This is a genomic window from Maridesulfovibrio sp. (genome assembly GCF_965230075.1).
Classification (GTDB): domain Bacteria; phylum Desulfobacterota; class Desulfovibrionia; order Desulfovibrionales; family Desulfovibrionaceae; genus Maridesulfovibrio.
Genome location: NZ_OZ245945.1, coordinates 3,201,455 through 3,218,082, shown reverse-complemented (window position 1 = coordinate 3,218,082; position 16,628 = coordinate 3,201,455). Strand labels below are relative to the sequence as shown.

Here is a 16,628-nt window from a genome sequence, read left to right as displayed (position 1 = left end):
TCCCTACTCCCCGCCATCCGTGGACTCTTCAGCGGATTCTTCCTTGGCAGGAATATCATCCGGGTGCTTGTCCGTGGTGAATTTATACCATGTCTCCTTGTCCGTATTCAGGTCCGCAAGCACCTCGGAAAGTTTTTTTCCTTCTTTTTTCCAGTACTTGTATTCGTGATCCGGGCAGGAGAACGGGACAACCAGTGTGCCGTCTTCCATGAGATAGGGCATGTCTTGCTTATTATCACTCATGGGCACGGTTTACACGCTGACGGGAGAGGATTCAAGGAATGTTTTCGTAAGAAAATAGATTGTGATGATTAGTACGAAAGTCCCCCGCAACAAGCAGATGCTGGGGGGGACTTTCGTTTTTTTTGAGATTTTAAAAAGGATTACCGTTGTTTACCGGGATGTATGAAGTGGTCATTACTCCATTGTTACTGTTGCGCAGGGTACAGCTTCCAATAAGTGCATTTTTTTGCAATGGATCAGATGATTTCCATTGCACTGTTGCATGAGCATAAGTGTGGTAACGAGAAGAAGGAAGATGGGCAATATAGCACCTTGTTTCATGTGGAGGAATTTCAAATGAGCCAGCTCCAGTAAGTACTGTTGTCCATTCAACTCCACCCTTTTTTACTACGGACCACGATGTTAAATCTTCACCATCAGATCCATATGTATTGACGCGGCAGCAAATAGTATTCGATGAAGTATTTGTTAAAGTTATATATGCTAGACTAAATGTGTTTGAGTTTGTGTAGTAATATAGAAAACCGGGAACGGTTGTTCCTCCTTGAGCGTTAAAGTTGCAATCGTTGCATTGCGCCAGCGCACTTCCGCAAGCAAATATTACCATAGCAGTCACCATGACCATAATCTTCATTAACCGAATCATAAATATCTCCTTAAGCTGATGATTCTTGAACTAATGTGTTCTATGTGATATAAATGTCAACGCTGTTTTTTGATATTATCCAAAATGCGAAAGTCCCTTGCAGCGGGCAGGTGCTGCAAGGGACTTTCTTATGATGGATTAACTTACTGGACGTTATTCTCAGATTGATCCTTTCAGGCCGCTTTGCGGTTGCCGGACACATTCATGGCCCGGTCCATGTGGCGGACTTTGGTCAGGATTTTTTTGATGATCTTTTTGTAGTGGGGCAGGTCCTTGGGCACGTAGTGTGACTTGGCTCTGGCCAGCCCTGCCATATCTAGGATCTCATTATACAGGTAGGGCAAGTAAAGCATGTCCTGCCTGATGAAGAAATAGACTTCGTGGAGCGCCTTGTGGATTTCTTCCTGATTCTTGCCATGCTTGCGGAAAAGTTTTTCCAGCCTCTTGGTTACGTGATTCAGCGATGAGGTCCACTTGGGGCTGCGCGGTTCGAATACAGGTATATTGCGCGGGGTGGCGGTCATGTTCATGGCTGTCCTGAAACGGTCCATGCTGCCCGGAACAGCCGAGAGCAACCCTTCCATGTTGACTTCGTTCATATCTACATTGCGGACACCGTCGATGACTGCGCAGCCGCCGTAAAGGTTGAAAAACGGTGTGTTCAATTTTTTGATGTCGGCTTCCATTTCACGTTTCGAAGTTATGTACTGGATGGTGGAGGTCAGCTTTTCACCGTCCGCGTTTTCCAGCTCCACCAGCATAGCCGGGTTGTAATTTGCGCCGGAGTTCTGGTGACCGGAAGCGTGAGAGACTTTGCCTTTCCATGCGAAGTCCTGTCCGACCATTAAAATCTGGCTGAAGCCGCACCAGTCGAGAAATCTTGCCAGGGTGATACTGACGTTACTACCTGCGTCAAAAATTTCTTCGTGGTTGGTCAGGGCAAAAGTTCCCAGTCCACCTACGGTCCACATGGGGATGGTCGGTCCGGGGTAGGCGGCAAGTACTTTGTGGTCCAGCTTGGTGGAGTAGATGAGCGGGATGTCTTTTGCCCATTCATGATCCAGCTGGTCGTATACCCGGCCCATAGAGGCGTTATAGTCAATACCAATGCAGAAGTGGGGTTTGATTCCGGTTTTCTGTACAGCGGGAAGACCCTGAAGCGAGGTTGTGAATATGGCTTGTCCGGGATTTTTTGCCAGTTCAGGGCCGAACTGAGCCAGAGAAGGGCCAGCGCCGAGAATTACCGCGCCCATGCCGCGTCCTGCTCCCTTGAGCGGGGCAATACTGCCGTCGCCGAGGATGCGTGAAAAGTTATCCAGTTCGTTGCCGACCATGACATCCTGCTTCAATCGCAGGGTGGTCATTTCCACGGTAAAGGATTCCAGCTTATTGTGGATGGTGGAGGACCAGCGGGCGTATTCCGGTCCCAACTGCTGACTGGGCATATCCAGCCGCAAATAAATTTTGCCGTATACGAATTGAAGGTCGAGTTCTTTAATGATACTCATCAGGCTGTTTTCATCGACTGGGCAAAAATGGAGCTTTCCAGCTTTCATGAAAGGGCGGTAGTCGGTCTGGCCCAGACAGGCGAGCAGCATTTCCGGATTCGGTTCGCTGACAATGACCTTGTGGGTGTCGGGAGTGTTCATCAGTACTTGATTGAGACCGTAGCCCACGTTGCAGCCTACTATGAATGTGGCACTGGTTTCGGGCTTGTCTTTGGCCTCCCAGCTCTTATAAATCATATTGGGCGGGACGGATTCGAACATTCCGCTGCCGTTTTCCATTTTCCAGTCGAGAATGTTCCACTTATTCTTGAAGAGAGATTCCTGCAGTTTCTCTTCGTCAATATCCTGACTGCTCAGCCAGGAATAAAAGGGCGGGTTGTATGTTGCAAGAGCTTCGATGTTGTCTTTAAGAAAAGGATAGGCTGACATTTGTTCCGTCCTTGGCAGACTGTTTATTAGCTGTACTTAGCCGGGTTCATTCCTTGCCCCGGATTTCAAACACTGATGATCCTCTGCCCCTTGTTTGCAAAATGACTGCCAGAAGTAAAAAGGACGCGGCCTTAAATTCATTTTCTTAAAGATAATTAGCTGAAAGGATTAGATAAAATGTTTGCTCGTGATATTCTTGAGCTGGTCGGCGGAACCCCCCTTGTTGAGATGCGGGGCCTCAATCCCAATAAAAATGTCAAGATTCTGGCTAAGCTGGAAGCCATGAACCCCGGCGGTTCCATCAAGGACCGTGCGGCCGGGGCCATGATCCGCAAGGCCGAGAAGAGCGGGGAGCTGACCCCGGATAAAATCATCATTGAAGCCACTTCCGGGAACACCGGGATCGGGCTGGCCATGGCCTGTGCGGTGCGTGGTTACAAGCTGATGCTGATCATGCCCGAGACTGCTTCCGAAGAGCGTAAGATGATCATGCGTGCTTACGGGGCCGAGATCATGCTTACACCCGGACACCTTGCCACGGACGGGGCCATTGAACAGGCTTACCGTTTCTACCGTGAGGAACCGGAGAAATACCTGCTCATGGATCAGTACAATAATGAAGCCTCCATCGAGGCTCATTATGAAGGAACCGGACAGGAAATCTGGGATCAGACCGAAGGTAAAGTAACCCACGTTGTAGCCTGTCTAGGCACTACCGGAACGGTCATGGGTATCACCAAGCGGCTTAAGGAGCTGAACAAGGATATCCAGATGATCGCTGTGGAGCCTGAGCCGGGACACAAGATTCAGGGCCTCAAGAATATGCAGGAGTCCTATCCTCCCGGTATCTACGACAAGCAGAAGCTGGACCGTATCATCCGGGTGCAGGACAATGACGCTTTTGAATCCTGTCGCCGTCTTGCCAAGGAAGAGGGCGTATTTGTGGGTATGAGTTCCGGGGCTGCCATGGCCGGGGCTGCCGCCATCGCCTCTGAGCTTGAAGACGGGCTGGTGGTAACCATTTTCCCTGATGGCGGTGAACGCTATCTTTCCACTCCTTTGTTCCGTCCGCAGGCCCTCAAGGGACCGAAACTTTTTGACCAGAGTAGCGGAGAGGACCGGGTCCTTTCCATTTCCGAAGCTGAAACAGGTCTTTTTACCATGGGACCGTCTTTTGATAATCCTTACGATCCTGAGGTGTTCAGGCGTATAGTATTGCTTGATGTTCTGGCCCGCCATCTGGAGCGCGAGGGAGCCAAGGTTTCCGCTTTGGTAGGCTTGGCTGACCTTGAAGACCAGACCCTTGCAGCTTCCCGTGAGCGTGGTGTGGATCGGGAGACATTTTCCACTGAGATCGCCACTGCCGTACGCAAGGCTGCTTCTCTGCTGGGCGTGCGGAAATCCATGCGATTTGAGCGTGCTTCGGAATCCGTAGATCGTACCGTGGAACTCTGCCGCGCATTGCTGGCTCACGGGCTGGCTTATGAGAAGTTGCGTTCCGTATATTTCGACATTTCCCGCGACAAGGGCTACGGCCAGATGTCCAACATGGATATCGATAAAGTCAGTCTCGGCAAGACCGTGGATATGGATGATTACGTAAAGGAAAATCCGCGTGATTTCACCCTGCTCAAGCGGGCCACTCTGCAGGACCTCAAGCTCGGTGACATCATCGAGACAGAGTGGGGCAATGTGCGCCCCAGCTGGTTCATGCAGCAGGGTGTAACCGCCCTTGAAGGATTGCCCGGTGTGAGCCTTGTGCTGGCGGGGGAAATTCACCGCTTTCCACATCTGGAAAATCTGCGCGCCATCTGGGCCGGGGCCGGAGTCTCTCCACAGGCATGGATGGTGGCCCAGCCGGTACTTCCCGGCGGTCCGGTATTGCCCTGCGTAGATGAACTCCTTGAGCAGTCCGGTCAGCCCATCGCTGTGCGTATGTGGATGCTCTCGTCATCCTATAAGAAGCCGCTGGTTTGCAGCGAACAGTCCATTTCCATGTGGGTCAAGAACCAGCAGAAATTGCAGGATCTTGCCGCAGGTCTGAGCACACATGCCGGGGATTCAGGGCAGCTTTCCGAGGATATCGATCAGGAGGTCTTCACCCTCAAGTCCGGTCTTTCGCAGGCCCTGAACGATAACCTCATGTTGCACCGCTTCTGGCCCATCCTGTTCAGCTTCACCAAGACCATCAATTCCCAGCTGGGCAGCGGAAAGCTCTCCGCCAAGGAAGCAAAGTTCTGCCTCGATCAGCTTCTTGAAGTCGACGACATCTTAGGCATCCTCGACCACGAGGCCATGCCCGTGCCGTTCACTTCCCTGCCGGAAGAGGCTAAGGACTTATTGGAGCAACGCGAGCTTGCCCGAGCAAACAAAGACTTCGCCACTGCCGATGGTCTGCGCGACAAGCTTCTCGAACTCGGCTTCAACGTAGAGGACAGTTCCGAGGGGGCGCGGGTTTTTCGGGTTAGGTAGGATTTATTTGGATTTAGTAATTAGGAATCCCCCTGTCGTTTGGTGCGGCAGGGGGATTTGTTTTTTAATAGTGGGACTTGAAAAGATAATTGTGTTCGAATATTGAATAATTATGCCTGATAAAAATGATTCTGAAATATTTGATGTTGAGAAGCAGCTTAAGTCACTTGCTGAGTCGGATGATTTGATTAAGTGGCTTTCGGATGTTGATTTGTCCAAATATGTGATCGGTTGGCTGAAAGAAGAAGGATTTTCCGGTTGGAAAGTTAAGCTTGCAGTCAAGATTATATCCATATTTGTTGTGAATATAGGAAAGTATGGCGGTACAGCTCTTTCTGACATGGCGCAGAAAAGACTTCTGGGTTTTCTCAAGAAGTCTGAACGGGTAAAAGCTGTTCTGGAGAAGCTTGAAGATCTGCGCAAAATGACTAACCAGCAAATTGCGGCACAAGAAGGACTGAAAGAGCTTTTAAAAGGAAATGTCGATAGGGCTTCAGGAAATATTGAGCATAGAGAATCGCTTTCGCTTGATATACAGGCACATTTAGAGGAACTGGACAGGCTGTACGATATCGGTGTCGAACTTGGTGCATTAAAAGATCAACTAAGTGAACAGCCGGAGTTTGTAAATCCCAACACTACAGGCACTGAGATAAACAAATTCGTTTATCGCTCTCAGTACATCCCTTTTGCCGGAAGGGAAAAGGAGATTGCTTTTCTGGAATCTTTTCTTAACAGCGAGCGTATGTTTAGTTGGCAGGTTATCATTGGACCCGGCGGGGTCGGTAAAAGCAGGCTCGGGCTCGAATTTTGCCTCAAGCATGGTGTTGGTTTTCGTTCAGGGGTTCTTGATGATTTTGACTTCAGTTTCAAACATTGGCAGCCCTGCCAGCCAACGCTTTTGGTTGTAGATTATACCGCTAAGGAGCGGGATAAACTGCATGATATTATAAGACTGTTGACTAATCGTGAGAACAAGCATGAATGCAAGATTCGCATACTGATTCTGGATCGGGACAGTTCAGATCATCAGTTAAGCAATCTTTCCAAGCACAGGCATACCAGAGATTCCCAGTTCGAAAAGCCATACCTGTTGAAAGAGCCTGATCCGTCAATTGCGAAATCAATTTTTGAATTTTTTTTTGAGAAGGAAAGCGAGAAAATTCCCGAGTCATGGGACAGTCTTTTGGAAAGGCTGAAGGATATTGATGAAGATATGCGGCCTTTGTTTGCCGCTTACTTGGGCAGTGCTGTAGCCAAAGGTCATGGAGATAGGCATTTTAATCGTGAGTCATTGCTTCAGGATGTGATCAATCGTGAGCTTGAGGATATACTGAAGCCTTGTGGGGTAACTGAAAAGGATTTGGCTTTACTTGTTCTGGCAACCATTATCGGGGGGATTTCTACTCAATATGATTTTGACTTACCAGAGTGTGTTACTTCGCTAGGGGAGTTGGTCTACGAGAAAGACCGTTTTAAGGTTTTGAATTGCGAAGCTCACGGGAAAGATAAGGTGATTCATCAGATTCCGCCTTGGGAACCGGATTTGGTCGGTGAGCTTTTTGTGCTTGAATTTTTAAAAGATGATGAAGACACAGGAGTGAATAAATATCGTAAAGATATTTTAAAGGTTGCTTGGAGTGCTTCCGCTTTCGGCTCAGTGAAATTTATGGACAGGGTTCGACAGGATTATTTTAGCCATGTTAATTTTTCTCTGCTGACCGGTAAGCCGGAGCAATTTAGTGAATTGTCAGCATATACTTGGTCGCTCTTGGCTGTTAATCTGATTAATGATTACGGCGATGCTAAAGAATTTAATAAGGCTCAGTCTCTCTACGCTGACTTACAATCGTTGTCTTCTTCTGAGTATCCTACATCCAAGTTTGCTTTGCAGCAGGCCATGGGTGCTGCTAATCTGATCATTGACTACTGCGTGGCTAAGGAATTTTATAAGGCCCAGTCTCTCTACGTTGATTTGAAGTTGCTTGCTTCTTCTGAGTACTCCACATCTGAGATTGTTTTAGAACAGGCTAGGGCTGCTGTTAGTATGATCAATTCTTACGGCGAGGCTAGAGAGTTTGATAAAACCCAGTCTCTCTACACTGATTTGCAGTCGCTTGCTTCTTCTGAGTACTCCACATCCGAGATTGTGTTGCGACAGGCCAAAGGTGCGTTTAATCTGATCAATGATTACCGTGCTGAAAAGCAGTTAGATAAGGCCATGTCTCTTTATGCTGATTTGCAATCGCTTGCTTCTTCTGAATTATCCACATCCGAGATTGTTTTGCGACAGGCCAAGGCTGCTGTTAATCTGATTAATGATTACGGCGAGGCTAGAGAGTTTGATAAGGCCCAGTCTCTCTACGCTGATTTGCAGTCGCTTGCTTCTTCTGAGTACTCCACATCTGAGATTGTTTTGCGTCAGGCCAATGGTGCGTTTAACCTGATCAATGATTACGGCGAGGCTAAGGAATTTGATAAGGCCCAGTCTTTTTACGCAGACTTGCAGTCGCTTTCCTTTTCAGAGTACTCCACATCCGAGATTGTTTTGCAGCAGGCTGAGGGTGCGTATAATTTGATCAATGATTACGGCGAGGCTAAGGAATTTGATAAGGCCATGTCTCTTTATGCTGACTTGCGGTCGCTTTCCTCTTCTGAGCACTCCACATCCGAGATTGTTTTGCAGCAGGCTAAAGGGGCTGTTAATCTTTGGTTATTACTTTTGCAACCAGAACAACCGGAAGAAGCAGAAAAATATCTTACTGAATTCAGAGGGATCAGTAAAAAATACTCGGACAATCCTGAATTTATAGAACTATCCGAGCAGGTTGCTTCAATTTTAAAAGAATTTGAATCTACTTCTTAGTCATCCGATAAACCCCATCCCAAACCTCACCTTCGGGGACCGGGGGATTGATTTTGTGCTCTTCGGCGCGCTTGATGAAGACCTCGCAGGGTGTGTGTTTGGTGTCGTTGTAGAGTTCGTACTTGTTGGCTTCCTGATACAACTCAATTGCTTTGTCCCAGTTCTGGGCAACGTACTCTTCTCTAGCCTTGGCGAAAAGGTCGAAGAGGATTTCTTCGTTTTCGGTAAGGCTGCCTTTCATGGCTACCAGTTCGTAGATTCGGACTGGTTCATTCTTACCGACAACCTGAATGTTATCGATAAGTCGTGCTTCCACGAGATCAAGAATCTTGTGGGTTTCTCCGTCTACTTCCACTTCCTGATCCAGTGTGAAATGGGACACTGCAGTGAAGATACCGAACTGCTTGGCGCCTTCCTCCAGACGGGCGGCTAGGTTAACCGCGTCACCCATCATGGTGTAGTTCATGCGCATGGATGATCCCATGTTACCAACCACTATTTCACCGGAGTTGACCCCGATTCTGGTGCGCATGTTATGAACTACCTTGGGCCACTTTTCGCCATTGGCCCATTGTTCTTCGGGGAAATTCTTGGTGTTGCGGTCCGGTTCATCGGGTAGTTGTTTTTCTTCGGCCCATTTTTCACGTAATTCAATTCCTGCACGTTGCATTTTCACCGCTACCCGGCAGGCGCGCAGGGCATGGTCCGGTACATCCATGGGGGCACCGAAGAAGGCGATAATCGCATCACCTTCGTATTTATCGAGGGTTCCTTTTTCCTCGATGAGGATGTCGGTCATGACCGATAGATATTCGTTAAGCAGCTCAACAAGCTGTGGCGCGGTGAGCTTTTCCGAGAAAGTGGAGAAGCTCTGGATATCGGTAAAGAAAGCGGTAACCTGCCTAGCTTCACCACCAAGTTCCGGCATTTCGCGGTTGGAGAACATTTCGTCGATCAGTTCCGGGGCCAGATAGGATGAGAAGGTGGCCTGCAGGAATTTTTTCTGGCCTTCTTCGCGCCAGAATTTGATCAGGGTCAGCAGGGTGAAGTTGGTACCCAGTGCAATTAGTGCATACATGGGGGTGAGGTATGCATTGTAAGTCTGGAAAACATAAAGTGATCCATAAAAGATTCCTGTACCCATAACTGCGATGGGTAGGATCATCCACATGGAGCGGGACCATGTCAGTAGGGCCATGGAAATAAGGCCTGCCACCATTACCAGCACCAGTTCAAGACCGGGCACCCAGTCCGGCTTGAGGATGAAGTCGCGGGTCAGGATGTTATCCACTATTGTGGCATGCACTTCCACCCCGGGATAGTCCGAAGCAAAGGGGGTAACCCTTAAATCGCGCAGTCCTGCAGCCGAGGTTCCCATGAAAATTATTTTACCCTTGAGTTCTTTTTCTCCGACCTTGCCGCTGAGGATATCCTTGGCACTGTAATAAGGAAATTCTTCCATTCCACCACGGTAGCGGACCAGCATCTGGCCTTTGGCGTCAACAGGTATGGTGGTTTTGCCCAGTCTGATGGATTCGATGCCGATGGAACTGCTCTTAACGAGAATGTTCTTGCGGCCCATTGCTTTCATGAGTGTGGCAAGTGCGAGACTCGGGTATTGTTTGCCGTTCATGGTGATAATCAACGGAACCCGGCGCACAACACCGTCATAGTCGGTGAGGCTGTTGTAAAAGCCGCACAGGGGCGAGGCTTCCGCCAGTACCGGAAGCGGGCAGATGGCATCCAGTGCACTCAGGGTCAGGTCTTTGATTGGAGGTGCCCCTTTAGCCCTGATTTGGGCTATGGGTACTGGTTTGGCAAAGCAGGGTTGTTCTTTCAAAGAAGGATCAGCTTTGTCTTCAAGAAAGTCGAAGTAGAAACCGAGTACATAATTGCCGTGCTTAAGAACATCTGCCAATACCAAGTCATTGTCCATGAGCCCTTCAGGCAATCCTTTGAAATTAACAGTTACGCCCAGTTCTTCGCTCAGACTCTTCTTGATGGTTGCCGGGGAAGTTCGGTCCGGTTCCCCGATGAGAATATCAAGCCCGGTAGAAAGTGCACCGGCCTGTTGGATTTTAGCCAGCAGCAGGGCCATACGATAGCGGGGCCAAGGCCACTGCCCAAGCTCGGCAAGGCTTTCGTCATCAATATCTACAACTACCGGGACGTTGGTTTTCTGGCCCACGGGGCTGGAACGCATAAACTGGTCGTAAATTTTGTAATCCACGAATTGCAGGATGGGGGGCTGAAAAATATAGAGGGCTGCGACCAGAATGGATACGGCCAGCCCGGTGAGGAGCAGGAAAAATGAATCGGAACCGGTTATTTTTTTTAGTATGCTCAGCATTTTTTTTGGATATGGGCTAGAATTTATGTTAATAGATATTGGTAAATACTATTTATATATGTATGAATCGTCTGGATTTTTCAATTAAATTTATATATATCTGATACAATAAAGTTAAAATTAAGAAAGCATTCTGTTTTATCTGTTTAATATGTTTAGTTTTTTGGGGAGGATTGTGTGGTGAAAGCGATTAAGACTTTAATTCTGGGTTTGGCGCTCTGCATGATGGCAGGTGCGTTCAGTCTTGCTTTTGCACAGCAGGAAATGGCTCCCATGAACCCCGAACAGGCAGACGGCAGGCCCTACCTCAAAGCAATTCTCAATGATCTTCTATCCACACACGACCGGATCAAGGCTGCTGAAGCTCGTGTTGAATCAGCTGAACACCTTGTCTCTCAGAGCTGGTCCGGATGGACTCCGACCTTTGATGTTAATGTAGAGGCCGGACGCGAAGAAATTGACAAGCCCGGTGGCGGAACCAACAAAGGCCGCAACGAACAAAGTATTGAAGCCACCCAGCTCCTTTGGGATTTCGGCGGTGTGAATAGCGATATCGACAGCAGCAAAGCCCTTCTGAACGAATACAAGGCCGTTCTTGAACAGACCCGTCAGGAACTCATGATTCAGGGTGTTGAAGCCTATCTCGGTTTGATACGGGCCAGAGAAACCTTGAAGTATGCCATCCAGTCCGAAGAAAGCATGAAGCGTCTTTCCGGTATGGAAGAAACTTTGGTTAAGCGCGGGGCAGGTCTTTCCTACAAGGAACTCCAGATCAAGGCCCAGCTTGCCGGGGCAACTTCCTACAGGGTTACAGTAGAGCGCTCCCTGCAGACTGCACGCAACCGTTTCAAGGCTGTTTACGGTTTCCCCATTGCCATGGATGAAATTGAAAAGATGGTTCCGGTTTCCATGCCTGCCAGCTACATGCCTGCATCTCTGGATGATGCAATCATTCAGGCCCAGGCCCAGAACCCGTTGCTGCTGCAGCTTAAATTTTCCAAAGAAAGGCTTTCCCACGATGTTGATGTGCAGGAAGCTACCCTTTACCCCAAGTTTGAATTTGTTCTTGAGGGCAAGAGAAGGGAACAGGATCAGGGTGCCAGCGGTGTAAGAACCGAGAACAAGGCTACCTTTCAGGTTGGATACTCCGGTTTCTCCGGCCTTTATGAATACGAGGCCACTCAGGCAGCCAGAGCCAATCTGCGTGAGATCCGCAAGCAGACCCTTGATGTGCGCCGTACTGTAGAGGAAAATGTCCGCAACGCATGGCTTGAGTTGATGACTCTGCGTAAAAACGCTGAACTCTACAGGACTCAGGCTAATATTACTGCGGAATTCCTTGAGTTGATCAAGAAAAAGAGAGCCACAGGTGAACAGGTAGAGCTTCTTGATATTCTCGTCGGTGAAAGGGACTATTCCACTGCAACCAGTGCCAGCGTTACAGCTGACATTGATAATATTATCTTTGCCTACAAGCTTCTCTATGAAATGGGCATGATGGATATCGATGTTTTCAAATAAGCTTTAAGCGTATTTTACGAAGTTTACTGAAAATTCCATGTGTGCATGCTCATGGAATTTTCTTTTTCCGGACAGATGTTGATTTTCTTACTTTGGACAGGGGATCGGTCACATGAGAGAGTTGTTGAGGAGATTGTCGCTACATCCGTTTTTGGCTTTTGAGATCTGCCTCGCGTCTTTTTTTATCAATATTCTTTCCCTTGCCTCACCGATCTTTGTTATTCAGGTTTTGAACCGTTACGTGGGCTATGGTTTTGACGGAACCCTGATTACCCTGACCGTGGGTATGCTCATTGCCGGGGTTTTGAACCATGCTTTTACTGTTGTCCGGGTCCGTTTGGCTTCGGCTGTCAATGTGGGGCCGGATCGTGTGCTTTCCGAAACTGTGCTGGGCTGTCTTGCCCGGGCCAAAATGAGCACGCTGGGCAGGATTCCCCCGGCCCGTATTCACGAACTCATGAGCGGTATACAGGTTGTGCAGGCCGGTTATGACGCCTCTGTTATCTGCTCTGTTCTGGATATGCCTTTCTTTATCCTTTTTGTAGGGGCGACCTTTTTTCTCAGTCCGACTCTGGCTCTGATTACCATGCTGGCTATCGGTTGCTCCATGCTTGCGGGCTGGCTGAATATGCGTCGCGGCAAGCGGATGAACGATACCATGCGTAATGAATCCGTAGTTCATCGCGGTAACCTTGCTAATGCCATCAGCGGGGCTGACACTGTCCGAGCATTCGGCGGACGTGGCTTTTTGACTGGAGTATTTCAGACCCAGATGGATAAGTTACAGCAGATCAAGCGGGATATGGTCCAAAGCGGAACCCGCAGCCAGGCTGTCTTGCAGAGCATCGCTATGTTGTTGCGGGTTATGGTTTATGCTGTTGGGGCACGTGAAGTTGTCGCCGGATCAATGAGTACCGGTGGATTGATCGGGGCATCCATCCTTTCCGGCAAGGCGCTGGCTGTGTCTGCATCTTTCATGAAATCACGAGTCATGATTTCTCAGGCTGGGCAGATGATGCAATCTTTGCATGAATTCGTCCGCCAGCCCCTTGAATCCGAAACAGGAACAGAGCTTAAGGACTACCGGGGCGAAATCGAAATCAAAGACCTCGGCTTTGCCTACCCCGGTTCTACCGGTCCTTTGTTTGAGGGGCTGGATGTGAATATTGAACCGGGCAATATCGTAATTGTTACCGGTCATAACGGGGCCGGGAAAACTTCCCTTGTGCGTTTGCTGCTGGGGCTTATTGACCCCGGGCGGGGGCAGATTCTTGTGGGCGGAGTCGATGTTCGTCAGCTTTCCGCGCCATGGTGGCGTAAGCAGGTTATGTATCTGCCGCAGGAACCGACTTTCCTCAATGCTACCATCAGGGAAAATATCTGCTTGAACAATCCGGATATGGATGATGAACGTCTTAACCGGGTGGTGGAAATCGCGGGGCTTAAGAAATATCTCGATACCAGTGTTCAGGGACTTGAAGCACAAGTAGTGAATGGTGGAGCGGAGTTGGCTGTGGGAATTCGGCGCAGGCTGGCTCTTGCTCGTGCGCTTTCCGTGCAGGGAGCTGTGGCCGTGCTTGATGAGCCTGCCGAGGGTTTTGATATTGAAGGGTTGCGGGCCATGGATATGATTATCCAGAGTATGGTTAAGGCAAAGAAAACCATGATCATTGTTTCGCAGGATATGCGGCTCATGCAGCGTGCGGATATCATTATCGACCTCGGAAACAAGCCGAAACCGAACGTGCTTTTTCCCAAAAGGGATGCAGCTGCAAAAGAAGCTGAGTCCTCCAAGAGCGGGAGTGTACAATGACCAGCATGAACCCGGAATATTCCGGTGAAGTAAAAGGCGCCAGCCATTTCTTTCTTTTCCTGTGCATAGCCATGTGTCTCGCCTTTTTGGGCTGGGCCTGTTACTTCCAGCTGGATATTGTCAGTCAGGCTGAAGGGGAGGTCATCCCCAGCTCAAGAGTCAAGCCCGTGCAGCACCTTGAGGGCGGCATTATCATGAAAATTAATGTCCGCGAGGGGGAAATGGTGTCCAAAGGGCAGGAACTTATTGTCCTTGAGGCGACGGCCAGCGATTCAACTGTTGATGAGCTTGAGGTTCGGGTAACTTCCCTGCGGGTAAATATTGCCCGTCTGTCTGCTGAAGATAAGGGGCTTGAAGCTCCCGATTATCCGAAAGATATTTACGAGCAATTTCCTGCTTTGATCGAGCGGTCTTTGAAATTGTTTCAGACCCGCAAGGCCCGTGTTGAAAGTGATCTCCTTTCCGAGCGTGAAAAGATCAAACAGCGTGAGCAGGATATCAGGCAGATCAGTTCCCGGCAGCGCAATTCCCGGAACAGTCTGAAACTTTTGCGTGAACAGATTAAAATCAGCGCCGGACTGCTGGAAGACGGGTTGACCTCACGCTATAAGCATCTCGGTTTTCTTAAGGAAGAGTCGAAGCTTAAGAGTTCCATTGAGGAAGATTCAGCCAAGCTCGCCAAGGCCCGTTCTGCTCTGGCGCAGGCCAAGGCCGATATCGGGGAGATCAGGAATTCCTATCTGGCTTCGGTGCGTGAGGATTTGCAGGAAGCACGTCGTGAGTTTGATGAGCTTTCCCAGCGGCTCAGGAAATTTGAGGATAATCTGAAGCGCACCATCATCCGCTCTCCGGTGGATGGGGTTGTCAAAACCTTGTACGTGGTCAGCGTGGGCGAGGTAGTGCGTCCCGGACTGACCATCATGGATATTGTCCCGGCCGGAGATAAGCTGGTTATTGAAGCGCGTTTGCCCATCAGTGATATCGGGTATGTTAAGGATGGACAGAAGGCGGTGGTCAAGCTGGCTTCAAGCGATGCCTCCCGTTTTGGAAATATTGACGGTAAAGTTGTCAATATCAGTCCTGATGCAGATTCTACTGAGCGGGGATTGACCTTTTACAGGGTGCGCATAGAGACAGATAAGGATTTCTTTGAGCACGACGGAAACTACTATAAGCTTTTTCCCGGTATCCGGGTAATTGCCGGAATTCATATCGGAACCCGTTCTGTGATGGAATATATTCTTGAGCCGTTTATGGGGTCCATGAGCTACGCCATGAGGGAACGATGAGCAGAAAAGTTCCTGCATCCCCAAAAGAGGAAAGCAAGCAGCCGGAGTGGATTGATACTGTTCCGCCCAAGGTAAAGGGAATTTTTATTAGCGCGGTAAAAGCGCATTCTGCCGGTAATTACGATGAGGCCATAGCTCTCTATTCCATGGCGCTGAATCTGCTGCCTGATGATAATGTTCTTCTGGGTAACCTTGGGGTGGCGTTGCGTGCGCAGGGTAAGTTCAAAGCCGCAGAGGCATGTTATCGCAGGGCTCTGGCCGTTAAAGCGGATAGTCCCGGCTCATGGAGCAATCTGGGTAATGTTTTGCGCAGGATGGGAAAACTAAAGGAAGCCGTAGCCTGCCACCGCAGGGCAATTGAGCTGGACCGTAAATTTATCGATGCCTATTACAATCTTGGATTGGTTTTGCAGGATATTGGCAAGTTGGACGAATCCATCCGTCTTTTTAACCATTGTTTGAAATTTAAACCTGATGACGACAGAATTAATTGGGATAAGTCTTTGGCCTTATTGGCTAAAGGGGATTTCGTAAACGGCTTTGAGCTTTATGAGTACCGCTGGAAGCGTGAAGAGCTGGTACCCCGCCATTTCCGCCAGCCCCTTTGGGACGGTTCTCCCCTGAACGGGAAAAGGATTTTCATATATTCGGAGCAGGGCTTCGGCGATACCTTAAATTTTTGTCGTTATCTTCCTCTTGTGGCTGAGGCCGGAGGTAAAGTTATTTTCGATTGCCAGCCGGAGTTGGTTTCATTGCTGGAAGGAATGGACGGAATTGAGGAGATTGTCAGTGGCGGGGAAAAGTTGCCGGAATTTGATGTGCAGACCCCGTTGATCAGCCTGCCGAGAATTTTAAAACATGACATCAAGTCCATTCCCCGGGATTGTCCCTACCTTACTGCCCCGGCACAGGCCGGATTCCCCATTCATGTTCCGGAAGGTACTAAATTTAAGGTCGGGATTGTCTGGGCCGGGAAGCCTACACATAAAAACGATCACAACCGTTCGGTCAGTATTGAAAACTTTTTGCCTTTCGCTGAAATACCCGGTGTAACTTTATATTCACTGCAAAAAGGGCCGGAGTCAAAGCAGCGCGAGGAGTTAAGCTGCGGAGTGCTGGTGCGTGACCTTGGTAACGGTTGTGAGGATTTTGCTGATACGGCCAAGGTTATGGGACAGTTGGACCTGATTATCACTGTGGATACTTCCGTTGCCCATCTGGCCGGGGCTTTGAATATACCGGTCTGGGTGGCGATACCTTATAATCCGGACTGGCGTTGGATGCGCAAGCGCAAGGATTCTCCATGGTATCCGAGCATGATACTCTTTCGTCAGAGGAAACCGGGGGATTGGAGTATTGTTTTCAACAGCATGTTGGCTGCCCTGAAGCAGAAACTGAAAAGTTAAGTATGTGGCAATTCGGTGCTTTTTTAGCGAGAGTGCTGGACTGAAAGTCTCAGGTACGGTAATTCATGAATCAGGGTTAAAAAAT

At 49.0% G+C, this 16,628-nt stretch carries 10 protein-coding genes; 6 read left to right on the top strand and 4 right to left on the bottom strand.

Annotated elements, in window-relative coordinates; translation table 11 throughout:
* Positions 1-3 precede the first annotated feature (3 nt).
* The 3 genes from ACO05Z_RS14630 to ACO05Z_RS14620 all read right to left on the bottom strand — a co-directional run bounded on the left by ACO05Z_RS14630 (position 4) and on the right by ACO05Z_RS14620 (position 2,826).
* Positions 4-243 (bottom strand): hypothetical protein, encoded by a 240-nt coding sequence (locus tag ACO05Z_RS14630; protein WP_421902921.1) that lies wholly within the window; start codon positions 241-243, stop codon positions 4-6.
* 130 nt (positions 244-373) lie between these two features.
* The gene (locus ACO05Z_RS14625; protein ID WP_421902920.1) at positions 374-889 is read right to left on the bottom strand and encodes a hypothetical protein; all 516 of its coding nucleotides are present in this window, start codon (positions 887-889) and stop codon (positions 374-376) included.
* 173 nt (positions 890-1,062) lie between these two features.
* On the bottom strand, positions 1,063-2,826 hold the full coding sequence (locus ACO05Z_RS14620) for a motility associated factor glycosyltransferase family protein (protein ID WP_421902919.1): 1,764 nt from the start codon (positions 2,824-2,826) through the stop codon (positions 1,063-1,065).
* Between the two features lie 177 nt (positions 2,827-3,003).
* Between ACO05Z_RS14620 and ACO05Z_RS14615 the strand changes: the two genes are divergently transcribed.
* Positions 3,004-5,298 carry a cysteine synthase gene (locus tag ACO05Z_RS14615; RefSeq protein WP_421902918.1) on the top strand — a complete coding sequence of 765 codons (2,295 nt, stop codon included), beginning with the start codon at positions 3,004-3,006 and terminating at the stop codon, positions 5,296-5,298.
* 112 nt (positions 5,299-5,410) lie between these two features.
* Positions 5,411-8,164, top strand: a complete 2,754-nt coding sequence (locus ACO05Z_RS14610) for a hypothetical protein (RefSeq protein ID WP_421902917.1) — start codon at positions 5,411-5,413, stop codon at positions 8,162-8,164.
* Here ACO05Z_RS14610 and ACO05Z_RS14605 read toward each other — a convergent pair.
* Positions 8,154-10,514 (bottom strand): CHASE2 domain-containing protein, encoded by a 2,361-nt coding sequence (locus ACO05Z_RS14605; protein ID WP_421902916.1) that lies wholly within the window; start codon positions 10,512-10,514, stop codon positions 8,154-8,156. The genes ACO05Z_RS14610 and ACO05Z_RS14605 overlap by 11 nt on opposite strands.
* A gap of 177 nt (positions 10,515-10,691) precedes the next feature.
* Between ACO05Z_RS14605 and ACO05Z_RS14600 the strand changes: the two genes are divergently transcribed.
* From ACO05Z_RS14600 to ACO05Z_RS14585, 4 genes are all read left to right on the top strand, one after another.
* Complete coding sequence (locus ACO05Z_RS14600) at positions 10,692-12,035, top strand: TolC family protein (protein WP_421902915.1); 1,344 nt, start codon at positions 10,692-10,694, stop codon at positions 12,033-12,035.
* A gap of 112 nt (positions 12,036-12,147) precedes the next feature.
* Positions 12,148-13,848, top strand: coding sequence for an ATP-binding cassette domain-containing protein (locus ACO05Z_RS14595; RefSeq protein WP_421902914.1), 1,701 nt, complete (start codon positions 12,148-12,150; stop codon positions 13,846-13,848).
* Positions 13,845-15,137 (top strand): HlyD family type I secretion periplasmic adaptor subunit, encoded by a 1,293-nt coding sequence (locus ACO05Z_RS14590; protein ID WP_421902913.1) that lies wholly within the window; start codon positions 13,845-13,847, stop codon positions 15,135-15,137. The genes ACO05Z_RS14595 and ACO05Z_RS14590 overlap by 4 nt, the downstream gene beginning before the upstream one ends.
* Positions 15,134-16,543 carry a tetratricopeptide repeat protein gene (locus ACO05Z_RS14585; RefSeq protein ID WP_421902912.1) on the top strand — a complete coding sequence of 470 codons (1,410 nt, stop codon included), beginning with the start codon at positions 15,134-15,136 and terminating at the stop codon, positions 16,541-16,543. The genes ACO05Z_RS14590 and ACO05Z_RS14585 overlap by 4 nt, the downstream gene beginning before the upstream one ends.
* Positions 16,544-16,628: the final 85 nt, after the last annotated feature.

Coding starts and splice junctions, on each gene's coding strand:
- ACO05Z_RS14630 (WP_421902921.1), bottom strand. CDS start 243: ATGAGTGATAATAAGCAAGACATGCCCTATCTCATGGAAGACGGCACA.
- ACO05Z_RS14625 (WP_421902920.1), bottom strand. CDS start 889: ATGATTCGGTTAATGAAGATTATGGTCATGGTGACTGCTATGGTAATA.
- ACO05Z_RS14620 (WP_421902919.1), bottom strand. CDS start 2,826: ATGTCAGCCTATCCTTTTCTTAAAGACAACATCGAAGCTCTTGCAACA.
- ACO05Z_RS14615 (WP_421902918.1), top strand. CDS start 3,004: ATGTTTGCTCGTGATATTCTTGAGCTGGTCGGCGGAACCCCCCTTGTT.
- ACO05Z_RS14610 (WP_421902917.1), top strand. CDS start 5,411: ATGCCTGATAAAAATGATTCTGAAATATTTGATGTTGAGAAGCAGCTT.
- ACO05Z_RS14605 (WP_421902916.1), bottom strand. CDS start 10,514: ATGCTGAGCATACTAAAAAAAATAACCGGTTCCGATTCATTTTTCCTG.
- ACO05Z_RS14595 (WP_421902914.1), top strand. CDS start 12,148: ATGAGAGAGTTGTTGAGGAGATTGTCGCTACATCCGTTTTTGGCTTTT.
- ACO05Z_RS14590 (WP_421902913.1), top strand. CDS start 13,845: ATGACCAGCATGAACCCGGAATATTCCGGTGAAGTAAAAGGCGCCAGC.
- ACO05Z_RS14585 (WP_421902912.1), top strand. CDS start 15,134: ATGAGCAGAAAAGTTCCTGCATCCCCAAAAGAGGAAAGCAAGCAGCCG.